Annotated in this window: 17 protein-coding genes; 10 read left to right on the top strand and 7 right to left on the bottom strand. The window is 73.7% G+C overall.

What is annotated here, in order from left to right; translation table 11 throughout:
• Positions 1-26 precede the first annotated feature (26 nt).
• From Mco01_RS14525 to Mco01_RS14510, 3 genes are all read right to left on the bottom strand, one after another.
• Positions 27-239 carry an acyl-CoA carboxylase subunit epsilon gene (locus tag Mco01_RS14525; protein WP_204057418.1) on the bottom strand — a complete coding sequence of 71 codons (213 nt, stop codon included), beginning with the start codon at positions 237-239 and terminating at the stop codon, positions 27-29.
• 153 nt (positions 240-392) lie between these two features.
• Entirely contained in the window at positions 393-3,524 is a 3,132-nt protein-coding gene (locus Mco01_RS39095; RefSeq protein ID WP_239103605.1) for an AAA family ATPase, read from the bottom strand.
• A 294-nt stretch (positions 3,525-3,818) separates the two neighbouring features.
• Complete coding sequence (locus Mco01_RS14510; RefSeq protein ID WP_204057417.1) at positions 3,819-4,151, bottom strand: hydroxyisourate hydrolase; 333 nt, start codon at positions 4,149-4,151, stop codon at positions 3,819-3,821.
• Positions 4,152-4,531: 380 nt separating this feature from the next.
• Here Mco01_RS14510 and Mco01_RS14505 point away from each other — a divergent pair, with 380 nt between their 5' ends.
• From Mco01_RS14505 to Mco01_RS14480, 6 genes are all read left to right on the top strand, one after another.
• Positions 4,532-4,723 carry a hypothetical protein gene (locus Mco01_RS14505; protein WP_036320392.1) on the top strand — a complete coding sequence of 64 codons (192 nt, stop codon included), beginning with the start codon at positions 4,532-4,534 and terminating at the stop codon, positions 4,721-4,723.
• Between the two features lie 437 nt (positions 4,724-5,160).
• Entirely contained in the window at positions 5,161-8,253 is a 3,093-nt protein-coding gene (locus Mco01_RS14500) for an AfsR/SARP family transcriptional regulator (RefSeq protein WP_204057416.1), read from the top strand.
• Positions 8,254-8,401: 148 nt separating this feature from the next.
• Positions 8,402-10,168, top strand: coding sequence for a thiamine pyrophosphate-dependent enzyme (locus Mco01_RS14495; protein ID WP_204057415.1), 1,767 nt, complete (start codon positions 8,402-8,404; stop codon positions 10,166-10,168).
• A 7-nt stretch (positions 10,169-10,175) separates the two neighbouring features.
• The gene (locus Mco01_RS14490) at positions 10,176-13,178 is read left to right on the top strand and encodes an FAD-binding and (Fe-S)-binding domain-containing protein (protein WP_204057414.1); all 3,003 of its coding nucleotides are present in this window, start codon (positions 10,176-10,178) and stop codon (positions 13,176-13,178) included.
• Between the two features lie 14 nt (positions 13,179-13,192).
• The gene (locus Mco01_RS14485) at positions 13,193-13,822 is read left to right on the top strand and encodes a MarR family winged helix-turn-helix transcriptional regulator (RefSeq protein ID WP_204057413.1); all 630 of its coding nucleotides are present in this window, start codon (positions 13,193-13,195) and stop codon (positions 13,820-13,822) included.
• A 24-nt stretch (positions 13,823-13,846) separates the two neighbouring features.
• Entirely contained in the window at positions 13,847-14,902 is a 1,056-nt protein-coding gene (locus Mco01_RS14480; RefSeq protein WP_204057412.1) for a glucose 1-dehydrogenase, read from the top strand.
• Positions 14,903-14,930: 28 nt separating this feature from the next.
• On the opposite strand, the gene Mco01_RS14475 is transcribed toward Mco01_RS14480, so the two are convergent.
• A complete protein-coding gene (locus Mco01_RS14475; RefSeq protein WP_204057411.1) occupies positions 14,931-15,728 on the bottom strand; it encodes an NAD(P)H-binding protein in 798 nt (265 codons plus the stop codon).
• Between the two features lie 79 nt (positions 15,729-15,807).
• On the opposite strand from Mco01_RS14475, the gene Mco01_RS14470 reads away from it, so the two are divergent.
• Both Mco01_RS14470 and Mco01_RS14465 read left to right on the top strand, forming a co-directional pair.
• Entirely contained in the window at positions 15,808-16,317 is a 510-nt protein-coding gene (locus Mco01_RS14470) for a TetR/AcrR family transcriptional regulator (protein WP_204057410.1), read from the top strand.
• A 128-nt stretch (positions 16,318-16,445) separates the two neighbouring features.
• Positions 16,446-17,540: a hypothetical protein gene (locus Mco01_RS14465; RefSeq protein WP_204057409.1), complete on the top strand. Its 1,095-nt coding sequence runs from the start codon at positions 16,446-16,448 to the stop codon at positions 17,538-17,540.
• Positions 17,541-17,600: 60 nt separating this feature from the next.
• Here the strand turns inward: Mco01_RS14465 and Mco01_RS14460 are convergent, their stop codons facing one another.
• Both Mco01_RS14460 and Mco01_RS14455 read right to left on the bottom strand, forming a co-directional pair.
• Positions 17,601-18,674 (bottom strand): family 2 encapsulin nanocompartment cargo protein polyprenyl transferase, encoded by a 1,074-nt coding sequence (locus Mco01_RS14460; protein ID WP_204057408.1) that lies wholly within the window; start codon positions 18,672-18,674, stop codon positions 17,601-17,603.
• A gap of 202 nt (positions 18,675-18,876) precedes the next feature.
• Entirely contained in the window at positions 18,877-20,286 is a 1,410-nt protein-coding gene (locus Mco01_RS14455) for a family 2B encapsulin nanocompartment shell protein (protein ID WP_204057407.1), read from the bottom strand.
• Between the two features lie 291 nt (positions 20,287-20,577).
• Between Mco01_RS14455 and Mco01_RS14450 the strand changes: the two genes are divergently transcribed.
• On the top strand, positions 20,578-21,564 hold the full coding sequence (locus tag Mco01_RS14450; protein ID WP_239103604.1) for an aldo/keto reductase: 987 nt from the start codon (positions 20,578-20,580) through the stop codon (positions 21,562-21,564).
• Between the two features lie 17 nt (positions 21,565-21,581).
• On the opposite strand, the gene Mco01_RS14445 is transcribed toward Mco01_RS14450, so the two are convergent.
• Entirely contained in the window at positions 21,582-22,076 is a 495-nt protein-coding gene (locus tag Mco01_RS14445) for a TetR/AcrR family transcriptional regulator C-terminal domain-containing protein (protein WP_204057406.1), read from the bottom strand.
• A 47-nt stretch (positions 22,077-22,123) separates the two neighbouring features.
• On the opposite strand from Mco01_RS14445, the gene Mco01_RS14440 reads away from it, so the two are divergent.
• A complete protein-coding gene (locus tag Mco01_RS14440; protein ID WP_204057405.1) occupies positions 22,124-22,468 on the top strand; it encodes an ester cyclase in 345 nt (114 codons plus the stop codon).
• Positions 22,469-22,491 lie beyond the last annotated feature (23 nt).

Genomic DNA, 22,491 nt, shown 5'->3' with positions numbered 1-22,491 from the left:
CCCAGGACGCCGTACGGTCCCGGACGTCAGCGGATGACGGCGGCGCGCCAGGCGCCGGGGCCCGGGACGACGGGGCCGCGCAGCAGGCGGGCGCGGCGCGCCCGGTCCTCGGCCGCGTCGCGCGCGTCCTCCTCCGTCCGGGAGGCGGCCGCACCGGCGCTGATCACCATGAGCAGCGCGGCGATCTCCTCGGGCGTCGGGTTCCCGCGAACCACCCGGATCAACGGCGCGTCGTCCATCGGACCTCCCGCGACTCGGCGACGCCTCGAGCGTCGCCCGCGTGGGCGGGCGGCCGCATCCTCCCGCGTGCGCACCCCGCCCGCCTCTCACGGCCCCCGGTCGCCGCGGCCTCGGCGTCGGCGTCGGCCGAAGGGACGGGACGAAGGCGTCGCTCAGGCGACGGCGTGGTCGCCGAACTCCAGGCTGGACGGCAGGTCGGCCCGCTTGCTGATGTTGAGCTTGCGGTACGTCCGCGTCAGGTGCTGCTCGACCGTGCTGATCGTGATGTAGAGCTTCCCGGCGATCTCCCGGTTCGTGTACCCGGCGGCGGCGAGCGCGGCGACCCGGCGTTCGGCGTCGCTCAGCACCTCGACGGGCTCGGGGGACGGCGGCGCCGGCACGTGGATCGGCTCGGGCCGGCTCGGCAGCGCGAGGGTGAGCGGATCGGCGCGGCACTCGACCGCCATCGCGTGGGCCCGCGTGGCGATCAACGCCGCCCGCCGGTTCTCCCCCAGGGCATTGCAGGCGTCGACGAAGTCGCACAGCGCCCGGGCCAGCTCGTACCGGTCCCCCGCCTCCTGCAGCAGGTCGACGGCCTGGCGCAGCAGGACGGGCCGCTGGTGGAGGTCGGAGACGGCGGCGAGCAGCCGGGTCGCCACACCGCGCTCGCGCGGGCTGTCCGGGCCGCAGCGGGCGAGCTGGGCCTCCACGAGCAGGCGGGCCTGGTCGGGCCGCCCCATCCGCAGGAGAGCCTCCGCCGCCTCCGCGCGCCACGGCACCAGGCCCGGCGCGTCGAGGTCCCAGCTCGTCATCAGCTCGCCGCACAGCTGGAAGTCGCGCAGCGCCAGCGCCGGAAGACCGGCCGCCATGCCGTACCGTCCCCGGGCGTGCAGGTACTGCAGGCCGTACCGGGTCTGGAACACGGCCTCCCCCACCGGCTGGTCGAGATGCTCGCGCGCCGCGTCGTAGCGGCCCATCGCGGTCTGCGCGAGGACGAGGCTGCCGAGCGGCCCGCCCACGGTGACGCCCCAGCTCGCGGGCGGGACGGCGGCGAGCGCGGCCCGGGCGTGGTGCTCAGCCCCGGGCATGTCACCCTGACGGATCGCGATCTCGGCGCGGACCGCGGCCAACCGGGCCAGACGGCTCGGGGCCTGCGCCGGCGGCGCCTCGCCCGTCAGCAGGTCCCACCAGGAGGCGGCCCGGTCGCTGTGGCCGCCGTACGCGAGGGCGAGCAGCGCGCTCTCCACCGTGTCGGTCGCCGCGTCCGTGGCCGCGTGCCCGAGCCGGCTCGCCTGGAGCACGCGCTCGACCGCCTCCACGTCGCCGTCCCGGGACCCGTGGGACAGCGTGTCGCTCAGCGCGCGCGCCGACTCCAGCCGCCGCAGGGCCGACGGCGACAGCGCCGGCAGAGGGGGCCGCAGCGGGGCCCGCACGGAGTTCCCCAGCGGGGCCGGCACGAGCGCAGACGAGGCGTGCCCAGGGTCGCCCCCCTCATACGGCCCCGAGGGGTGCGGCTCCGCGACATGCGGCCCCGCGCCATGCGGCCCGGGAAGGTACCGCTCCGGCGTGTGCGGCCCGGAGGAGTGCGGCCCGGAGGAGTCGACGGCACACGCTTCCCCGCCGAGCAGGTTCTCCAGGAAGGGCGGATGGGTGGCGCGCAGCCACAGCCGGGTGACGGCGAGCTCCACCGTCGTCTCCATATCGGCCGCCGTGGAGGGCGCGGCCGTCTCGGAGGGGGCCGCCCACCCGGAATCCGCCGCCCCGGAAGGGGACGCCGCCCCTAAGGAAGCCGCTCCCGTGGAGGGCGGGGCCGTCGCGGACGGGGCCGCCGTCGCGGGGCCGGTGCCGTGGGGCGCGGGGGCCGCGGCGGCGCGTTCGACGCGGGCCAGCACGTCGCGTGCGTCGTCGAACCGGCCGTGCCACAGCAGCGCGCGGGCGAGGACGACGGCGTCGCTCCCCCGCAGGCCGCCGCGTCTGGCGGCGTCGGCCAGGTGGCCCAGCTGGGCCGCGGGCGTCCCCGGATCCAGCCGCCACTCGGCGGCCACGAGCAGCATGCCGATCCGGAGGCGGCGCTCGTCGTCGCACGCCCGCCACGCGAGCCGCAGATAGTCGGCGGCGGGGCGGGCCCGCCCGGCGCGAAGCGCGCATTCGGCGGCCTCGACCAGCACCGGGACGGCCCAGGGAAGGTCCGCCGTCCCGGCGTCCACCAGATGCCGCGCCACGACCTCGGGCGCGGCGCCGGCGTCGTGGGCCAGCTGGGCGGCCCGGCGGTACAAACCGGCCCGGTCGGGGGCCGCGAGCTCGGCCAGCACGGCGGCCCGGGCCGCCTCGTGCCGGAACCGGCCCCGCTCCACCAGGCCACAGGAGGTGAGCGCGTGCAGTTCCCGCATGACGTCCGCGGGTCCGACACCGAGCAGCCCGGAGAGCAGGTCGGGGCCGCCGAGCACGGCGAGGGCCCGGGCCGCCCTGAGCGTCGACGGCGCGGCGCGGTGCAGGCAGGCCAGTACGGCGGCCGTGTAGCGCTCACCCGTGACGAGCGTGCCGGGAGGGACCCCTCCCGAGGCGCGCACCGCGTCCCGGTAGTCGTCGGCCAGCGCGCCCACCAGCAGCGGGTTGCCGCCGCTGGCCGTGTGCCACTGCTCGCCGAGCCGTTCCGCCGCGTCGCAGTCCACCAGCCGGGCGACGTGGGAGACGACGCCCACCGGGGAGAGCGGGGCGAGGCGCAGCCGCCGGCAGTGCGGCTGGCGCAGCACCTCCGTCTCGAAGAACTCGTCCGGGCCGCCCTGGTCGGAGCAGCCGAAGACGGCGAGGATCCGGGAGACCCGCAGGCGCCGCGACAGGTAGGCCAGGCAGAGCAGCGAGGCCCGGTCGGCCTGGTCCACGTCGTCGACGACGACGAGCAGCGGGTAGCGCTCCGACAGCCCGAGCAGGATGCCGCACAGGCCGTCCACGATCCGGGCGTCCACCTGCTGGAGGGTGTCCGCGGCGGGCCCGGACGCCGGCGCGCTGCGGGCCCCCTCCTCCAGCAGGGCGGCCGCCCGCTCGCGCTCCCCGCGGACGAGCGGCGCGTCGCGGACGAGTTGGCCCAGCACGCCGAACGGCAGGTCGCGCTCCATGCGGGAGCCGGTCGCGGTGACGGGCAGCGCGCCGTGCTCCAGCGCCTGCTCCGCGAACGCGTGCAGCAGCGCGCTCTTGCCCGTGGCGACGGCGCCGCCGACCAGGGCGATCCTGCCCCTGCCCATGACCGCGCTGGCGAGCAGGCCCTCCAGGGCGGCGATCTCCTCGTCTCGCTCTACCAGGACCATGACCGGCCTCCGTCGCGGATGCGCGCGTGACACAACACGGGCTCAGAAGGGCAGGGTGCGGCCGGACGGGGTGCGCAGGTCGAGCGGGCCCCGCACGCGGGTCCCCCCGCCGCGCCGCCCGGGCCTCCTGCACTGGATCCGCCGCATCGCGCGCCACCTCTCCGTACGGCCTCCGTGTGGCGGAGGCGACGCAGGCAACGCTAGGGACGGCCGCCTTCCCCGCGTTATCGCCGCGCTATCGCCGGGTCCGGCCGCGTCGTGCCGCTGTTGGCGGACCCGGGGCGTCGCCGCAGGTCACGACCCGAAATAGGCCGAATAGGAGTACGGCGAGAGCATGACCTGGATCTGATAGGAGTCGGTCTCGGCCCGCATGCGGAACGTCAGCGCGACCTCCGGATAGGCGGCGCTCAGCCCGAGACCCACGAAGTAGCGGTCGCTGTCGAGGACGATCCGGTAGAGCCCGCGCTCGAACCTCCGCCCGCGCCATGCCTGGACGCGGCCCTCCCGGTCGGTCTCGGCCTCGGCGACCGAGTTCCAGCCGCCGTTGTCAGCGTGGTCGAGTCGCGTCCGGACGCCGGCGGCCGATCGGCCGTACACGCCGTCCAGCGCTTGAACAGCAATGCCCATGTCCACGCCACCTTATCCGCCCGGTACGCCCCCAGGGGCCGCTTTTGTGTGCCGAACCCGGCACCTGCGCGGCACGCACCCGCCCGGGACGCGGTCCAGCCTCACGCATTCCGCTATCGGCGTCCCATCGGCCCTCTATCGCCATATGGACGAGAGATCGGGCCGTACGACCCGGTGAATGCCCCGCACCCTCTCAACAAATCCCGATATTTATCGGAAAAGATCCGAAAAAATGCGTTTACCACGTGTGTGACCTGCGGTGATGGCGAGCGAGAAGCGCGCCGATAAGGAGCGGATGGCGGCCCCTGTGAAGGTGAGCACAGATCGACCGAACGCCCGGCAAAACCCCACTTACGCGACACGACACGAGGTAGGCAGAAATGAGCGAGACCTTCGGCAGCCCCGCCTTCCGACTCACCTTCTCCGTCGCCATCGCCGTCCTCGTGGCCTGCCTCGGCCTCGTCGCGATGAGTGCGCCGGCCGCCGCCGACTCGGGTTCGCTGACCGTCACCGGCACGCCGACCCCCGTTCCCACGCCGATCGCCACGACCGACGGCACCCCCTGGGACTGAACGCGCAGGCGGCCGGCCCGCAGCAACGGCCGGGGACGGATGTCCCCGGCCGTTTTCCATGTCCTTTTTCCGTAACTAAGTGCTATTAAGAGCAATGTCCGGAATAAACGGACGAGCATCCGCCTAGCCCTCGTCCATCAACAGGGGTACAATCCGCACGAAAGAGACATCGCGTACAGAGCGACTCTGGGTGGTGGCGGCGCCATCACTCACCCGGGGGGGAACCGGGGTCACCGGAAGGAGCTGACTCCACGGCGATTGTCGGCACCGGCGGTGCGCAACACGGTTTTCGCGCTTGATGTCTAGGGACGGCCCCAATACGGCGGAGCCTATCATTACGACGCCTTAATGTATTGGGGACATCGGCCCGCCACCTGTCGCATCCGGGGGGCGGAGACCTCGACGAGCACGACCGCGGTTGTCTTCAGGGAGATGCGGTGGAGTTTCGGGTTCTGGGGGCGCTGGAGGTCGACGCGTCGGGGAAACGCCTGGACCTTGGGGGGATCAGGCAGCAGACCGTCCTCGCCATACTGCTGCTGGACGCGAACCGGGCCGTGACCACGACCCGTCTGATGGAGGCGATCTACGGGGACGACCCGCCCACGACCTCGCGGGCCCAGGTGCAGATCTGCATCTCGGCGCTGCGCCGGATGTTCGCTACAAACGGGGAGTCGAGCCTCATCACGACGCGGCCACAGGGGTACGCGATCCACGTCGAGGACGAGCAGATCGACTCCCACCGGTTCGAGAACCTCGTGCTCCAGGCCCGGCGGGCCCGCGAGAGCCGCGCCTACGACGCGGCCGTCAAGCACTACCGGGAGGCGCTGGCGCTGTGGCGCGGCCCGGTGCTGGAGGGCATCGAGAGCAGGATCGTGCAGTCGGCCGCGGCGCGGCTCACCGAGCACCGCATCACGGCCAACGAGGACTGCGTCCAGCTGGAGCTGGAGCTCGGCCGCCACCACGAGCTGGTCGGCGAGCTGACCAGGCTGGTCGAGGATCACCCGCTGCGCGAACGGCTGCGCGAGCAGCTGATGCTGGCGCTGTACCGGTCGGGACGGCAGGCCGAGGCGCTGCACGCCTACCGCGAGGCCCGCGCCACGATGATCGAGGAGCTGGGCATCGAGCCCAACGAGCGGCTCCAGCAGCTGGAGTACGCCATCCTCACCTGCGACGAGCGCCTCGACCTGCCCGAGCAGCCGGTGCAGGTGACGCTGGACCCCCCGGTCGCGCTGCCGAGCGTGCCCGGCATGCTGCCGACCGGCATCGCCGACTTCACCGGGCGGGCCCGGCAGGTCAACGAGATCCGGCAGCGCCTGATGAGCGCGTCGACGCGGGCCGCCCGGTTCGCCGTGCCCATCATCGTCATCGTCGGCAAGGGCGGCATCGGCAAGTCCACGGTCGCGGTGCACGCCGCGCACAGCGTCGCCGACCACTTCCCCGACGGCCAGCTGTTCGCCGATCTGCACGCCGGCGTGAGCCGGCCGGTCAGCCCCGCGCAGGTGCTCGAACGGTTCCTCCGCGTGCTCGGCGTGCCGGGAAGCGGCCTGCCCGAGGGGGTCGAGGAGCGGGCCGAGATGTACCGCGCCCTGCTGGCCGACCGGCGGATGCTCATCGTGCTCGACGACGCGGGCAACGAGGGCCAGGTGCTGCCGCTGCTGCCGGGCAACCCGGCCTCGGCCGTCATCGTCACCAGCAGGAGCCGGCTCGCCGGGCTGGCCGGGGCCATCCACGTGGACCTCGACCTGTTCGACTCCGACCAGTCGATCGACCTGCTGTCGCGCATCGCCGGGGCCAAGCGGGTGCAGGGTGAGGCCGAGGACGCCGCCGAGCTGGCCGAGCTGTGCGGCCACCTTCCGCTGGCGCTGCGCATCGCCGGCGCCCGCCTGGCCGCCCGTCCCCACTGGAGCATCTTCCAGCTCGTGGAGCGGCTGAAGGACGAGACCCGCAGGCTCGACGAGCTCAAGCACGGTGAGATGGGGATCAGGGCCAGCATCTCGCTGACGTACGAGGCGGTGAGCGCGGACGCGCGGCGGCTGTTCCGCCGGCTGGCGATCCTCGACTCGCACCTGTTCTCGGCCTGGACCAGCGCCGCGCTGCTCGACCTGCCGCTTCCCGACGCCCAGGACCTGATCGACGACCTGGCCGACGCGCAGCTCGTCGAGACGACGGGGGTCGGACGGGGCGTGCACACCCGCTACCGCTTCCACGACCTCATCCGGGTGTTCGCCCGGGAGCGCCTGGCCGCCGAGGAGTCGCCCGCCGAGCGCAACGCCGCGCTCGCCCGGGTGCTCGGGGGGCTGCTCTACCTCACCGACGCCGCCCGCAGGCGCGAGTACGGCGAGGACGTCCTGGTGCAGAACGACGCGCCGAAGTGGCCGCTGCCCGAGAGCCTGGTGGACCGGCTGATCTCACCGCCGCTGTCGTGGTTCGAGCGCGAACGGCTGTTCCTCGTGTCGGGCATCCGCCAGGCGGCCCAGGCCGGGTTCGTCGACCTGTGCTGGGCGCTGGCCGCCAACGTCGTGCCGTTCTTCGAGTCGCGGGTCTACCTGGACGACTGGCGGGAGACCCACGAGATCGCGCTGGAGGCCACCCGGCAGAGCGGCAACGCCCGCGGGCAGGCCGCGCTGCTCTACTCCCTGGGCTCGCTGTGCATCAGCGAGCAGCGGTTCGTCGACGCCCAGCGCAGCTTCGAGGCGTCGGTCGAGCTGTTCCGGCAGGTGGGCGAGGACCAGGGGGTGGCCCTGGCGGTCCGCAACCTCGGCTTCCTCGACCGGATGAACGGCCGCTTCGACGCCGCGATGAAGCGCTACCAGCAGGCCCTGGAGATCTTCCGCACCACCGGCGACCAGGTGGCCGCGGCCTACGCCCTGCAGAACCTCGCCCGGCTCAAGCTGGAGTGCGACGACCTCGACGGCGTCATGCCGCTGCTGTCGGAGGCCCTGACGCTCAGCAAGGCCGGCGGCAGCAGGCGCGTGTGCGCGCAGGTGCTGCACCGCATGGGCCACCTCCACCTGCAGTCCGACGACCTCACCCAGGCCGAGGAGGCGTTCCGCGAGGCGCTGGCCGTGGTGCGGGACATCGGCGACCCGACCGGCGAGGCGTACGCGCTGCACGGGCTGGGCATGGCCCGGATGCGGCGGGGCAACTTCGCCGAGGCCGAGAGCGCGCTCCGCCAGGCGCAGACGCTGGCCGGCACGTCCCATCACCAGCTCGCCGAGGCGCGGGTCCTGGTGGGGCTCGGGGAGCTCGCGATGGCGGACGGCGACCCCGCCCAGGCCGTCACCCGGCTGCAGGAGGCCGTGACGCTGTTCCGCAAGATGCAGGCCCCGCTGGACGAGGCGCAGACGCTGGTGACGCTCGGCGAGGCGCTGCTCGCGCTCGACGAGGACGCCGCCGCCGACGCCGCGCTCAACCGGGCGATGGCGTTGAGCGAGCGCATCGACCCACGGGTCGGCGCCTCCATCCGGAAGGTGCGGCAGGGCCGGCTGGAGTCGCGGGCCGCCGTCACCGACCCCCCTTCCCGCCGGTGACCGCGGCCCCGCCCGCGGGATGGGCCCGGACTGCGGGCGTGGTCCTCGCCCTACCCCGCGGACGGTGCCCAAACGGCGAAACATTCGTAGAGGAAAAATTTTCCGTACGGTCAGTGTCAGATCCCCGGGGACGGGCAGCGCGGCAGGTATGAGTGAAATCGCCTCCGAAGTGCTCGTCCGGCGGCTGGCCGACTGGGGTGTCGACACGGTCTTCGGGCTCCCGGGTGACGGGATCAACGGGATCATGGAAGGTCTGCGCCGCCAGTCCGACCGGATCAGGTTCGTGCTGGTGCACCACGAGGAGGCGGCCGCGTTCATGGCGACCGCCCACGCCAAGGCCACCGGGCGCATCGGCGTCTGCCTGGCCACCTCGGGTCCCGGCGGCATCCACCTGCTGAACGGGCTGTACGACGCCAAGCTCGACCACATGCCGGTGCTCGCGATCACCGGCATGCAGGAGACCAGCGTGCTGGGCACCGGCTACCAGCAGGAGGTCCACCTCGAGCAGCTCTTCGCCGACGTCGCGGAGTACAACCTCGTGGTCGACAACCCCGCGCAGCTGCCCGGCGTGGTGGACATCGCGGTCCGCACGGCGTACGCCCGGCGCGGCGTGGCCCACCTGTGCCTGCCGAACGACGTGCAGGTCGCCCCGGCCGACGAGGACCCCTACCAGCACGTGGCGCCGGCCCGACCCCCGGCGACCGCGCCGATCTACCTGTCCCCGCCCGGCACGCCGCGACGCGAGGATCTCGAGGCCGCGGCGAAGGTCCTCAACGGAGGCGCGAAGCCCGCGATCCTCGCCGGAGCCGGGGCCCTGCACGCGCGCGACGAGGTGCTGGCCGTCGCCGACGCCCTGGGCGCGCCGGTCATCAAGACGCTGCCGGGCAAGGCCGTCATCCCCGACGACTCGCCGTTCGCCGTGGGCGGCATCGGCCTGCTCGGCACCCGGCCCGGCGAGGACCTGGTCGAGGACTGCGACACCCTCCTCATGGTGGGCACCAACTTCCCCTACACGAAGCACCTGCCCGAGCCGGGCAAGGTCGCCGTGGTGCAGATCGAGGCCGACCCCGTCAGGGCCGGGCTGCGGCTGCCCACCCAGGTGCCGATGGTGGGCGACGCCAAGGAGGGCCTGGCCGCCCTGCTGCCGCTGCTGCGGCGCCGGGACGACCGCTCCCACCTGGAGAAGTACCAGGACGCCATGCGCAAGTGGCGCGAGGACATGGCCGCGCTGGTGTCGCCCAAGCGCAGCCCGATCGCACCGCAGTACCTCATCGGCTGCGTCGACCGGGCGGCCTCCGACGACGCCATCCTGACCTGCGACTCCGGCACGATCGCCACGTGGGCCGCGCGGCACTGGACGATCCGCGGCCGCCGTGAGTTCTACCTGTCGGGCAACCTCGCCACGATGGCGCCCGGCCTGCCGTACGCGATCGCGATGCAGCTCGCCCACCCCGGCCGGCAGGTGATCTCGTTCATCGGCGACGGCGGCTTCGCCATGCTGATGGCCGAGTTCCACACGGCCGCCCGGCTGGGGCTGCCGATCACGGTGGTGGTGAACAACAACGACTCGCTCGGCCAGATCCTGTGGGAGCAGATGGTGCTCGGCTATCCCGAGCACGGCGTCCGGTTCGGGCTGCCCGCGACGGACTTCTCGGCATGGGCGCGGTCGTGCGGCGCGTACGGCCGCAAGGTGACCGACCCGGCCGATGTCGACGAGGCCGTGCGGCAGGCACTCGCCCACGACGGGCCGGCGCTCGTCGACGTCGACGTCGACCCGAACGAGCCGCCCATGCCGGGCAAGGTGAGCCACGACCAGGCGATCAAGTTCGCGGAGGCCTTCCTGAAGGGCCAGCCGCACAAGGCGGCCATCGCCACCACGCTGTTCAAGGACAAGATCTCCCAGCTCGGGAGGTGACCGGCCGATGACCGCCCAGGCCTTCGTCCCCACGCCGGTGACCCGGCGGCCGCGCGAGCCGTACGTGCGGGTGCGCGAGCTGGAGCGCGACCTCGCGGCCCGCGTGGACGGCGAGGTCCGGTTCGACCCGGGCACCCGCGGCGCCTACTCCACCGACGGGTCCAACTACCGGCAGGTCCCGATCGGGGTGGTGGTGCCGCGCAGCGTGGAGGCCGCGGCGGAGGCCGTGGCGGTCTGCCGGGAGCACCGGGCGCCGATCACCTCCCGTGGCGGCGGCACCAGCCTGGCCGGGCAGACCTGCAACGCGGCCGTCGTGATCGACTGGTCGAAGTACTGTCACCGGCTGGTCTCCGTGGACCGGGCGGCGCACACCTGCGTGGTCGAGCCCGGCATCGTGCTCGACACGCTCAACCTGTTGCTGCGGGACACGGGCCTGATGTTCGGGCCCCGCCCGTCCACCCACTCGCACTGCACCCTCGGCGGCATGATCGGCAACAACTCCTGCGGCTCGACGGCGCAGGCGTACGGCAAGACCGCCGACAACGTCGCCCGCCTGGAGATCCTCACCTACGACGGACTGCGCACGTGGGTCGGCCCGACCGGCGGGGACGAGTTCGAACGGATCCTCGCGGAGGGCGGGCGGCGCGCCGAGATCTACCGCGGCCTGCGGGACGTCGTCGGCGCCCACGCCGGCGAGATCCGCCGCCGCTTCCCCGACATCCCGAGGCGGGTGTCGGGCTACAACCTCGACCAGCTGCTCCCGGGCGGCGACTTCGACCTGGCCAGGGCCCTGGTCGGCTCCGAGGGCACGCTCGTCACCGTGCTGCGGGCCGAGCTGCGGCTGGTGCCGGCGCCGAAGGCCGAGAGCCTCGTCGTCCTCGGCTACCACGACATCGCGGTGGCGGGGGACGCCGTCCCGCGCATCGCCGCGCACCGCCCGCTGCAGCTGGAGGGCGTGGACGACAAGCTGGTCGGCTACGAGCGGCGCAAGGGCATGCACCCGGAGGCGCTCAAGGAGCTGCCGGAAGGCGGCGGCTGGCTGATGGTCTCCTTCGCAGGCGACTCGCGGGAGGAGGCCGACGACAGGGCGAACGCGCTCGTCGACGACCTGCGCGGCAGCGATCACGAGCCGCACGTCGCGTTCTTCGACACGGAGCTGCTGGAGAAGGAGCTGTGGGAGGTCCGCGAGTCGGGCCTCGGCGCCACGGCCCGCGTCCCCGGCATGCGCGAGACGTGGGAGGGCTGGGAGGACTCCGCGGTCCCGCCCGAGCGGCTCGGCGACTACCTGCGCGACCTGTGCCGGCTGTTCGAGGAGTTCGGGTACGGCGACGCCTCGCTGTACGGGCACTTCGGGCAGGGCTGCGTGCACACCCGCATCCCGTTCGACCTCGTCACCGCCGACGGCGTGCGCGCCTTCCACGCGTTCCTCGAGCGGGCCGCCGACCTGGTCGTGTCGTACGGCGGCTCGCTGTCGGGCGAGCACGGCGACGGGCAGTCGCGGGGGGAACTGCTGCCGCGGATGTTCGGCCCCGCGGTCATGACCGCGTTCGAGCAGGTCAAGGCCGTCTTCGACCCCGATGACCGGATGAACCCCGGCAAGATCGTGGCGCCGTACCGGGTGGACGAGAACCTCCGGCTCGGGCCCGGCTGGACGCCGGCCGAGCCGGACGCCCGCTTCGGCTACCCGGCCGACGAGGGCAGCTTCCAGCGGGCCGTCATGCGGTGCGTGGGGGTGGGCCAGTGCCGCCGGCCCTCCGGCGGGGTGATGTGCCCGTCGTACCGCGCGACCAGGGAGGAGGAGCACTCGACGCGCGGCCGGGCGCGGCTGCTGTTCGAGATGCTCGACGGTCACGCCGACTCCACCGTCCGGGACGGCTGGCGCTCCGGGGCCGTGCGCGACGCCCTCGACCTCTGCCTGGCCTGTAAGGGATGCAGCCACGACTGCCCCACGGAGGTCGACATGGCCACCTACAAGGCCGAGTTCCTGTCCCACCACTACTCCGGGCGGGTGCGCCCGGCCGCTCACTACTCGATGGGATGGCTGCCGGTGCTGGCCCGGCTGGCCGCGTTCGCGCCCCGTGCCGTCAACGTCCTCACCCACACGCCGGGGCTGGGCGCCCTCGCCAAGCGGGCCGGGGGCATCGAGCCCGCCCGTCCCGTGCCGTACTTCGCCGATCTTCGCTTCAGCGACTGGTACCGGCGCAGGGGCCCGCGCGGCGACGGCGAGCGGGGGACGGTGGTGCTGTGGCCCGACACGTTCACCGACAACCTCGCCCCCCACATCGGGCGGGCCGCCGTCGCGGTCATGGAGTCGGCGGGCTACCGGGTGGTGCTCCCGCCGCGCACCCTGTGCTGCGGCCTCACCTGGATCTCCACGGGACAGCTCGGCGTGGCCAAACGGGTGCTGCGCCGGACGCTCCGCACGCTGGCGCCCGCGCTGCGGCGGGGAACGCCCATCGTGGCCCTGGAGCCGAGCTGCGCCGCCGTGTTCCGCTCCGACGCGGCCAACCTGCTCCCGCACGACCGGGACGCCGTACGGCTGAAGGAGCAGACGCGGACACTCGCCGAGCTGCTCACGCGGACCGACGGGTGGCGGCCGCCGCGCATCGACAGGGACGCCGTCTCCCAGCCGCACTGCCACCACCACTCGGTGCTGGGGTACGACACCGACAGACACCTGCTGCGCAGCGCCGGCGTGCGCCTCGACGCGGTGGGCGGGTGCTGCGGGCTGGCCGGCGACTTCGGCTTCACGGCCGGGCACCTCGACGTGTCCCTCGCGTGCGCCGAGAGCGAGCTGCTCCCGGCCGTCCGCGACGCCGGTCCCGAGACGCTGATCCTCGCCGACGGGTTCAGCTGCCGTACGCAGATCGAGCACGCGGGCACCGGACGGCAGGCGCTGCACCTGGCGGAGCTGCTGGCCTCCGCCATCCGCGGGGACGACCTGGGCCCCTACCCCGAGCGGCGCATCGCCCGGCGGCCCGGACGCCCCCGGGTCCTGGGCCAGAGATGAACGTGGAGGAGAGCATGAGCCCCCTGATGAGCCTCCCGACCGGCAGGCCCGGCGGCCCCGCGTGGGAGGACGCTCCGCGGGAGAGCGACGACCTCGTGCCGGAGCGCGGGCCTGATGACGGCGGTCCTGAGGACCGGGCCGTATGGGAGGGCGAGCCCGAGGACGGCGGGCCGGAGGGCGCCGCGCGCGGCGGGGACGACCTGGCGGACGCGGCGTGGCGGGTCGAGAAGGCCTCGCTCGCGCTGGTGGAGATGACGCTCAACGCGGTGGCCGAGCAGAGCGAGTTGTCGCTGACCCAGCTGCGCGTGCTGCTGGCCGTGGACCGGCACGGTCCGCTCAACCTCAGCACGCTTGCCGCACGGCTCGCCATGTCGATCTCGGCCGCCGGGCGGCTGGTGGCCCGGCTCGACGCGGCCGGCCTGGTGGCCCGGCTGCTCGCCCCGCACAGCCGGCGGGAGATCAGCATCACCGTGACCCCGCTGGGCCGGCGGTCGCTGGACGAGCTCCGCGCCGCCCGCCGGCGGGACATCGCCGCGGCGCTGGACATCCTGTCGCCCGCCACCCGGCGGACGCTCGCCGACACCCTCACCGAGCTGACCGCCGCCGCCGGGTCCGTGAGGCCCGGCGGCGACGGCCGTCCCTGACAGGCCCGACGGAAGGACTGCGTCATGCGCGCACTCACGGTCGTCCCGCGGACCGGCGGCTCGCTCGCGGTCTCCGACGTGCCGGAGCCGGAGGCCGGGCCGGGTGACCTGCTGGTCGACGGGCTCGCGGTCGGCGTGTGCGGCACCGACAAGGAGATCGCCGCGGGCGACTACGGCTGGGCGCCGCCCGGGCGCGAGCGGCTGGTGATCGGGCACGAGTCCCTGGGGCGGGTGAGGCGTGCCCCGTCCGGCAGCGGCTTCTCGCCCGGCGACCTCGTCGTCGGCCTGGTCCGGCGGCCCGACCCGGTGCCGTGCGGGGCCTGCGCCCACGGGCAGTTCGACATGTGCCGCAACGGCCGCTACACCGAGCGGGGCATCAAGGAGCTCGACGGGTACGCGAGCGAGTCGTGGGCCGTGGAGCCGGAGTACGCGGTGCGGCTCGACCCCGGCCTGGCCGAGGTCGGCATGCTGATGGAGCCCACCTCGGTGGTCGCCAAGGCGTGGGAGCAGGTCGACAAGGTGGGGGCGCGGGCCTGGTTCGAGCCGCGGACGGCCCTGGTGACGGGCGCCGGGCCCATCGGCCTGCTGGCCGCGCTGCTCGGCGTGCAGCGCGGGCTCGACGTGCACGTCCTCGACCGCGTCACCACGGGCCCGAAGCCCGCCCTCGTCGCCGATCTCGGCGCCACCTACCATTCCGGCGCCTTCGACGAGGCGGTCGCCGGGGCGCGGCCGGACGTCGTGATCGAGGCGACCGGCGCGGCCGACGTCGTGTTCGACGCGATCGCCACGACCGCGCCGTACGGGATCGTCTGCCTCACGGGCGTCTCCCCCGCCGGTCGGCGGATCACGGTGGACGCCGGGACGCTCAACCGCGAGATGGTGCTGGAGAACGACGTGGTGGTCGGCTCGGTCAACGCCAACACGGGCCACTACGCCACCGCGGCCGCCGCGCTCGCCGAGGCCGACCCCGCGTGGCTGGTGCGGCTGATCTCCCGCCGGGTCCCGCTCGACCGCTTCGCCGAGGCCTTTGCCCACGAGGAGGACGACGTCAAGGTGGTCGTCACCCTCGCCGGATCGTGAGGACGAGGCGAGACGGCGGTCCGCGCGTCTACCCGAGGAACTCCCGCAGCGAACGCGGTTCGCGGCCCAGGATGTCGGCCACGGTCGTGGTCGTGCTCGCCCAGCGCCCGTCGCCGATCTGCGCCATGAGTTCGGCAAGGTCACGGGCCGCCTGGGCGGGCATGCCGCGCTTCTCCAGGTGAACGGCGGCCTCCCCCACCGACAGGTCCACGTGACGCACGGCCCGGCCGGATGCCCGGGTGAGCTCGGCGGCGACCTCGTCATGCGTGGGCGCCGACGGCCCGGTGAGCTCGTACGTGGCGTCGGCCCCGACAGGACGCGTCAGCAGCACGGCCGCGACCGCCGCGATGTCACGCGCGTCGATGTAGCCGACGCGGCCACCGCCGTACGAACCGAACATCCGCCCCTCCTCGTCGACGTCGCCCGCGAGATTCTGCATGAAGCCGACGGGCGCCAGGATCGACCACGGCACTCCCGACGCCTTGAGATGCTCGTCGACCTGCCCGTGCATGCCGAACCCGAGCAGGCTGCCCGACGTCACGCCGCGCACGGAGACGGTCACCACCTGCGCCACACCCACGGCCGCCGCCCGGTCGATGACGGCCTGGTGCGCTCGCACGAAACCCGGCCACAGCGAGCTGTTCAGGAAGAGCCTGTCACCCGGCTCGAGCGGGATGCTCTCCGGCCGCTCCAGGTCGCCGACCACGTAGTCGCATCCCAGCTCCTCGCCCTGGTCCGCGCGCCGCACCACGGCTCGCGCGGCACCGCCGAGCTCCTCGATCAGCGCGCGCCCGATCGTGCCTGTCGCACCCGTCACCACAATCATCGCGATCCCCCTAAGCGGAATGTCAGTTTCCGGTTCTATACTAAGTGGAAGCCGGTCGTCCAGTTCTGGGGGAGTTTCCATGCGCGCCGACGCCCGCCGCAATCGGGACAGGATCCTCGAGGCCGCACGCGACGCGGTGGCCGAGCGGGGCGCCGACGCGCCGATGGAGCTGATCGCCCGCCGGGCCGGCGTCGGCGTCGGCACGCTCTACCGCCGTTTTCCCGACCGCGCCGTGCTGCTCGCCGCACTGGCGGAGCAGTACGTCCACGAGCTCATGGACGGCCTCGACCGCGCCGTGGCGGCCGAGCCTGATGCCTGGGCGGCCGTTCGCGCCTTCGTCGTCCACAGCGTGGAGAAGGGCCGCGGCGCCATCGCGGCCGCACTGGCCGGGACCTCCGCGCCGCAGGCGAGGCAGGCACTGGTGCAGCGCCTCGACGCGTTGGTACGGCAGGCGCAGGCGGACGGTGCGATGCGTCCGGATGTCGGCACCGGCGACCTCATGGAGCTGCTCAACGTGTTCGCCTGCCATCCGGGCGTCATCCCGGAACGCTTCCTGCCTCTCCTGCTCGACGGCCTCAGCCGGCGTTAGCCGCGCCGCCGGCGAAGCCCCCTGTGAGCTTTCTCAGCCCATCTCAGCTTCGCCACAGGCTCTCCCTCATAAGTTGCGAAACATGACGGACGCACGGCGTATCACAGAACCGCTCCGCTGGTCGGATCATGACTGAGATCGCCCGTACGGCGGATGTGTCATCACCCGGCCGGCGGCGTCGGCGGTCGTCCTGGACCGGGTACGCGGCCTTCGGCTGGGCGGTGGTCTACGGAACGTTCGGCCTGGTCTCCGCGCTGACCGGGACCGCGCTGTTCTACCGCGCCACGGAGCCGCTGCCGGTCGGCCTGAACTGGGCCGTCGTGGCCGTGGCCGTCCCGGCGGCGACGGCGACCCTGGCCGGCCTTCGGCCGTGGGGCCGGCGGATTCCCCGGCCGGTCCTTTCCGTCACGCTGGCGGGCCTGTGCGTGGTGTGCGGCCTGGCCGCATTCGGCCTGCTGATGGACGTGATCACCTTGGTCTTCAACCAGACCGTCGACAGCTGGACGGCGACCGGCAACCGGGCGCTCGCCGCGTCCGGCGTGGTGCTGCTCATCGCCACGGCCCGCTCCCACCGGTCCTCCGCGTACGGGACCTGCCCGCGCTGCGGCGCCGTGCACACCTCCTCCACCGCACGGCGCAGGCCGGAGCCCACGGCCGCTCCACGGCGCGTCCGCCTGCTGGCCTATGCGGGCGCCGCGGCGTTCCTGCCGTACGCGGCCATGAAGACGACGTGGGCGCTGGGCGGGACCTTCGCCGGCGTCAGCGGAGCGCAGATGCTGGCGACAGCCGAGCGCAACGGCGCCTCGGGGGTGTGGCTCACCCTGGCGCACTGGGGCGTCGACGCGACGGCGCTGCTGGCCGCGCTCGGAGTGTTCCTCATCCTCGGCCTGGTACGACCGTGGGGGCAGGTGTTCCCCCGGTGGACGCTCGCCCTGCGCGGCAGGCGGGTGCCTCGCTGGCTGCCGCTCACCCCCGCGCTGATCGGCGCCGCGACGCTCGCGCCCTACGGCACGGTCGGCGCGGTCTACGCCGCGCTCGGCACGGTGGGTGTGGTGACCGTCTCCCGGGGGGACCTCCCTACCCCGGGCGACGCCCTGCTGGTGACCTGGTTCGGGCTCGGCGCCTTCGCCGTTTACGGCATCGCACTGAGCGCGGCCGCCTGGTCCTACCTCCGCCGCACCCAGCCGGTCTGCGCGAGCACCGAAGCGGAGGTCCCGTCATGAATCACGTCGTCCCGGTTGTGCTCGACGTGTAGGGACCGGCGTCACCACGCCCCGAACGGCTCAGTGGTCGCGGTCGGCGGCGAGGCGGGCGAGGGCCTCCAGCTCGGCCGCGGCCCGCGGCTCGGGCTCGGCCGCCCGCAGCCGGTCGAGGGCCTCGGCCAGCAGGTCGTCCACCGCCGCGACGCTCCACTCGCGGCCGCCGGCCTCCTCGACCAGCTCCGCGGCCCTGGTCAGGTCGCACGGCGACAGCGGCGGCTCCTGGTGGTAGAGCTCGGCGAGCTCGGCGCCGGCCGGCGTCCCGGACGTCAGCGCGGCCACGACCGGCAGCGACTTCTTCCTGCTGCGCAGGTCCGAGTGGACGGGCTTGCCGGTCACGGCGGGGTCGCCCCAGATGCCGAGCAGGTCGTCGACGACCTGGAACGCCAGCCCGAGCCGTTCCCCGAACGCCGCCAGATTCGCGGCCCGGCCGCTCGTGGCGCCGCCGTACAGGGCGCCGAGGGCGCAGGCGCACCCCATGAGGGCGCCGGTCTTGCCCTCGGCCATCCGCAGGCACTCGGCCAGCCCCACGTCGGTCCGCAGCTCGAAGTCCACGTCGGCGCTCTGGCCGTCCAGCAGCGACTGCACGCACGCCCCGAGCACACGTACCCCCTCGCCGGCCCGCCCTCCCCTCGTCACCGCGGTGAAGGCGAGCGACAGCAGGGCGTCCCCGGCCAGGATGGCGGCCGTCCGGCCGAACGCGCTCCAGGCCGTCGGCCGGTGGCGCCGGGTGGTGTCCCCGTCGATGACGTCGTCGTGGACCAGGGAGAAGTTGTGCACGAGCTCGACCGCGACGGCTGCCGGGACGGCGTCCCCGGCCTGTCCGCCGGCGGCCTCCGCGGCGAGCAGCACGAGCGCGGGACGCAGCGCCTTGCCGCCGTCGGCCTCGATCGGCCGCTCGCGCTCGTCCCACCACCCGAAGTGGTAGCCGGCCACCCGCCGCATCGGCGGGGCGAGCGTCGCCACGGCCTGCCGCAGGGGGAGGTCGAGCAGTCCCCTGGACCAGCCCAGCACCTCGTCCGCGCGCCGCACGTCCGGAACGGCGGCCGCCCGCCCGTCCGGGGCCGGGGTCTTGCGGGAGTCAACGGTCACAGCCATCACCACCCATCTGTCGGGTCAGGAAGCCGCCCGCCCCGGCCGCGTCCGCGGGCCCCGTGGCCCGATCCGGGACGCCGTGCCGGGACCTTCTACGTACCCCCGGATCCCGGCGGGGGCACCCGTACCGGGATCCGGGGGTCTCGTCGCCCTCAGCGTCGAACTCAGCGCCGAACCTCAGCGCCAGGCCCTCAGGGCCCGGCAGTCAGTGCCCGATCTCGACATTCTCCAGGACGCCGAGGGCGTCGGGCACGAGAACGGCGGCGGAATAGTAGGCGCTCACCAGATACGAGATGACGGCCTTCTCGTTGATGCCCATGAACCGGACCGACAGGCTGGGCTCGTACTCGTCCGGGATGCCGGTCTTGTGCAGGCCGATCACCCCCTGGTCGTCTTCGCCGGCGCGGAGGACCAGGATCGAACTGGTCCTGGCCTCGGTGACGGGGATCTTGTTGCAGGGCAGGATGGGGACGCCGCGCCAGGCGGGCACGGTCCGCCCGTGCAGCTCGACCGGGGCCGGGTAGACGCCGCGCTTGGTGCACTCCCGGCCGAACGCCGCGATCGTGCGGGGATGCGCGAGGAAGAAGTGGGAGCTCCTCCGCCGGCTGAGCAGCTCGTCGAGGTCGTCGGGCGTCGGTGGGCCGGTGCGGGTGTAGATGCGCTGCTTGAGGTCGGCGTTGTGCAGCAGGCCGAACTCGCGGTTGTTGACGAGCTCGTGCTCCTGCCGCTCCCGCAACGCCTCGACCGTCAGGCGGAGCTGCTGCTCGACCTGGTCCATCGGCTCGTTGTACAGGTCGGCGACGCGGGTGTGCACGCGCAGGACCGTCTGCGCGACGCTCAGCTCGTACTCCCGTGGGGTCGCCTCGTAGTCGACGAACGTGGCCGGCAGATCGGGCTCGCCGGAGTGGCCCGAGGCGAGCTCGATCGCCGCCTCGCCGTGCCGGTTCTGCGGGAGGCGGGGGCCCGACCGGTAGCGCTCCAGATGCGACCGCAGGGAGTCCGACTGGGCCATGACGCTCGCGAACACCTGCCGGGGCAGGACCATGACCGTGCACGGGGTCGTCGCCCGCACGGTGAACTCCCACCGGTCCGCCTCGCCGAGGAGCGCCTGCTCGCCGAAGTAGTCGCCGTCGGCCAGCACCCCCAGCACGACCTCGTCGCCGTACGGCCCCTCGCCGAGCCTGGTGACCTTGCCGTGCGCGATCAGCACGATCTGGTCGGCCGGGCCGCCCGCCTCGACCACGGCGTCCCCCGGCTGGAACTCCTGCTGGACGAACCGGCCCGCGAGGGCCTGGAGGACCTCCCCGTCGTCGAAGCCCCGCAGCGCGGGAAGCTCGCACAGCTCCGCGGGGATGACCTCGACCCGGGCTCCGGTCGAGGTGAAGCTGACCCGGCCGTCGCCCACCGCGTAACTGAGCCGGCGGTTGACCCGGTACGTGCCGCCGGGCACCTGCACCCAGGGGAGCATCCGCAGCAGCCAGCGCGAGGAGATGCCCTGCATCTGCGGCACGGATTTGGTCGTCGTCGCGAGATTTCGCGCCGCCGTCGTGCCGAGGCTCGTCCGCGCGCCGTTCACGGCCGGGTCCACCGTTTCCGTCACAACCCCCACCACCATTCTTTTCCGGTTACGGCATAACGGTCCGACAGCTTTTTCGCCTGCAATTTCAGGGGCACAGGGAAATCGCCGGTGAATGTCGTTTCGGGAGAGCGAGATCGCTGAACAGCTCCGATTATGTGCGGCGGCCTTTCCGCGTGTCAATTCCGAACTTCAATTCGCTGAGCTGCCCGTATGCCAAAACCCGAAATGGCGGCGTTTCCCCGGAAAAGCGCCTCTGAAATAACCCGAAATGTCAGGCGGAGGCGGTGCGTCCGGCCCTGCTCGGCACAGGGGGTTAGGGTTGGTCCCGTGGAGGAACCCACCGGCCGGCATGGCCTGAAGGTGACGACCCTCGGCCGAACGGACCTCGAGGTGACGCCCGTCGGACTCGGGCTGGCCGCCATCGGCCGTCCCGCGTACATCACGCTCGGCCGCGACGACGACCTGGGCGAGGACCGGGACGTGGCCGCGATGCGGGACCGGACGTGGGCGGTGCTCGACGCGGCAAGGGAGGCCGGTGTCCGGCACGTGGACGCCGCCCGCTCGTACGGCAGGGCGGAGGAGTTCCTCGCAGGTTGGCTCGCCGCGCGCGGCGTCGCCCCCGGCGAGCTCACCGTGAGCTCCAAGTGGGGGTACGAGTACGTCGGCGGCTGGCGGCTCGACGCCGAGCGCCACGAGGTGAAGGACCTGTCCGCCGAGCGGCTGCGCCGCCAGTTCGGGGAGACCAGGGCGCTGCTCGGCGACCACCTGTCGCTGTACCAGATCCACTCCGCCACGGTCGAGAGCGGCGTGTTCGACGACGAGGAGGTCCTCGACGGCCTGCGGGCGCTCCGGGCGGAGGGTGTGGCCGTCGGGCTGTCGACCACCGGCCCCCGCCAGGCGGACGCGGTGGACCGGGCGGTCGCGACGGGGCTGTTCGACACGGTGCAGTCGACATGGAACCTGCTGGAGCGCTCGGCCGGCGACGCCCTGGCCCGGGCCCACGCTGCGGGCCTCGGCGTGATCGTGAAGGAGGGCGTCGCGAACGGGCGGCTGACCGCGCGCGCCGCGCCCGGGCCGCTCGCGGCCGCCGCCCGCGAGCGCGGCGTGACGCCGGACGCCGTGGCGCTCGCCGCCGTCCTGGCCCGGCCGTGGGCCGGCGTGGTGCTCAGCGGCGCCGCCTCCGCCGGCCAGCTCCGCGACAACCTCGCCGCCGTGGACGTGGCATGGGACGACGACCTCGAGGAGAGGCTGGCCGGCCTGACCGAGGATCCCGGCGCCTACTGGGACCGCCGCGCCGCCCTCGCCTGGTCCTGACCCCCCTCAGTGCGGCGTCAGTGAGCCTGGCGGCGGGGACCGAGGCCGTCGAGCAGGGCGTCGAGCGCGCGGTCGAACCGCTCCTGGTGGTCCTCGGGGGTGCCGAGCCCGGCGCGGAGGGCCTCCGCCAGCACCGGGTACTCCCCCGGGTCCAGACCGCCCATCGTGCCCTCGATGTCCGGCTCGTCGTGTCCGGGCGTCCGCCCGGCCTCGGCCAGCGTGTGCCCGATGACGAACGTGGCCACCGCGTTGACGAGCTGGAGCGCCTCCAGCGCCTGGAACCCCTCGGCCCGCAGCGCCGCCGCCATCCGTTCCACGGTCGCCAGGCCGCCGGGCGCCAGGACCGGCCGGGTGGCGACCAGCGGCAGCAGGGCGGGGTGCGCCAGCAGCTCCCGCCGGATCGCGACCGCGAAGGCGCGCGACCACTCCCGCCACGGGCCCGCCGGCTCCACGGTCACCCGTGAGACCACCGCGTCGATGAGGCCGTCCAGGACGGCGTCCTTGTTGGGCACGTGGTAGTAGAGCGTCCATCGCCTCCACGCCCAGCTCCGCGCCGAGCTTGCGCATCGACAGCGCCGCGATGCCCTCCCTGTCGACCAGGGCCAGCGCGGAGCCGGGCGCCGCGTTCGACGCCATCGCGCAGCAGCTCGACGCGTTCGACCCGATGCACATGAAGGTCGAGGAGATGATCGCCGAGGGGGACCGGGTGGCCGTGCGGCTGACGATGTCGGGCGTGAACTCCGGCGCCCACCCGCGGATGCCCGAGCCCACCCATCGCGAGTTCACGGTCGAGGCGATCTTCCTGGTCACCCTGCGGGACGGCAGGATCGCCGAGATGCGGGCGGTGAGCGACCGCCTGGGGCTGTTCCTCCAGCTGGGCTGGGACTGGCCGCAGGCCGGCTGACGCCCGCCGTCCCAGGCTGAGGG

This window comes from Microbispora corallina (assembly GCF_016863035.1).
Lineage (GTDB): Bacteria > Actinomycetota > Actinomycetes > Streptosporangiales > Streptosporangiaceae > Microbispora > Microbispora corallina.
Note: the sequence above shows the minus strand (reverse complement) of the source record. Positions and strands in the feature narration are given on the sequence as shown.

What these genes read in the sequence shown, in the direction of transcription:
- Mco01_RS14525 (WP_204057418.1), bottom strand. Translation starts at nt 239, where the DNA reads ATGGACGACGCGCCGTTGATCCGGGTGGTTCGCGGGAACCCGACGCCC.
- Mco01_RS39095 (WP_239103605.1), bottom strand. Translation starts at nt 3,524, where the DNA reads ATGGTCCTGGTAGAGCGAGACGAGGAGATCGCCGCCCTGGAGGGCCTG.
- Mco01_RS14510 (WP_204057417.1), bottom strand. Translation starts at nt 4,151, where the DNA reads ATGGGCATTGCTGTTCAAGCGCTGGACGGCGTGTACGGCCGATCGGCC.
- Mco01_RS14505 (WP_036320392.1), top strand. Translation starts at nt 4,532, where the DNA reads ATGAGCGAGACCTTCGGCAGCCCCGCCTTCCGACTCACCTTCTCCGTC.
- Mco01_RS14495 (WP_204057415.1), top strand. Translation starts at nt 8,402, where the DNA reads ATGAGTGAAATCGCCTCCGAAGTGCTCGTCCGGCGGCTGGCCGACTGG.
- Mco01_RS14490 (WP_204057414.1), top strand. Translation starts at nt 10,176, where the DNA reads ATGACCGCCCAGGCCTTCGTCCCCACGCCGGTGACCCGGCGGCCGCGC.
- Mco01_RS14485 (WP_204057413.1), top strand. Translation starts at nt 13,193, where the DNA reads ATGAGCCCCCTGATGAGCCTCCCGACCGGCAGGCCCGGCGGCCCCGCG.
- Mco01_RS14480 (WP_204057412.1), top strand. Translation starts at nt 13,847, where the DNA reads ATGCGCGCACTCACGGTCGTCCCGCGGACCGGCGGCTCGCTCGCGGTC.
- Mco01_RS14475 (WP_204057411.1), bottom strand. Translation starts at nt 15,728, where the DNA reads ATGATTGTGGTGACGGGTGCGACAGGCACGATCGGGCGCGCGCTGATC.
- Mco01_RS14470 (WP_204057410.1), top strand. Translation starts at nt 15,808, where the DNA reads ATGCGCGCCGACGCCCGCCGCAATCGGGACAGGATCCTCGAGGCCGCA.
- Mco01_RS14465 (WP_204057409.1), top strand. Translation starts at nt 16,446, where the DNA reads ATGACTGAGATCGCCCGTACGGCGGATGTGTCATCACCCGGCCGGCGG.
- Mco01_RS14460 (WP_204057408.1), bottom strand. Translation starts at nt 18,674, where the DNA reads ATGGCTGTGACCGTTGACTCCCGCAAGACCCCGGCCCCGGACGGGCGG.
- Mco01_RS14455 (WP_204057407.1), bottom strand. Translation starts at nt 20,286, where the DNA reads ATGGTGGTGGGGGTTGTGACGGAAACGGTGGACCCGGCCGTGAACGGC.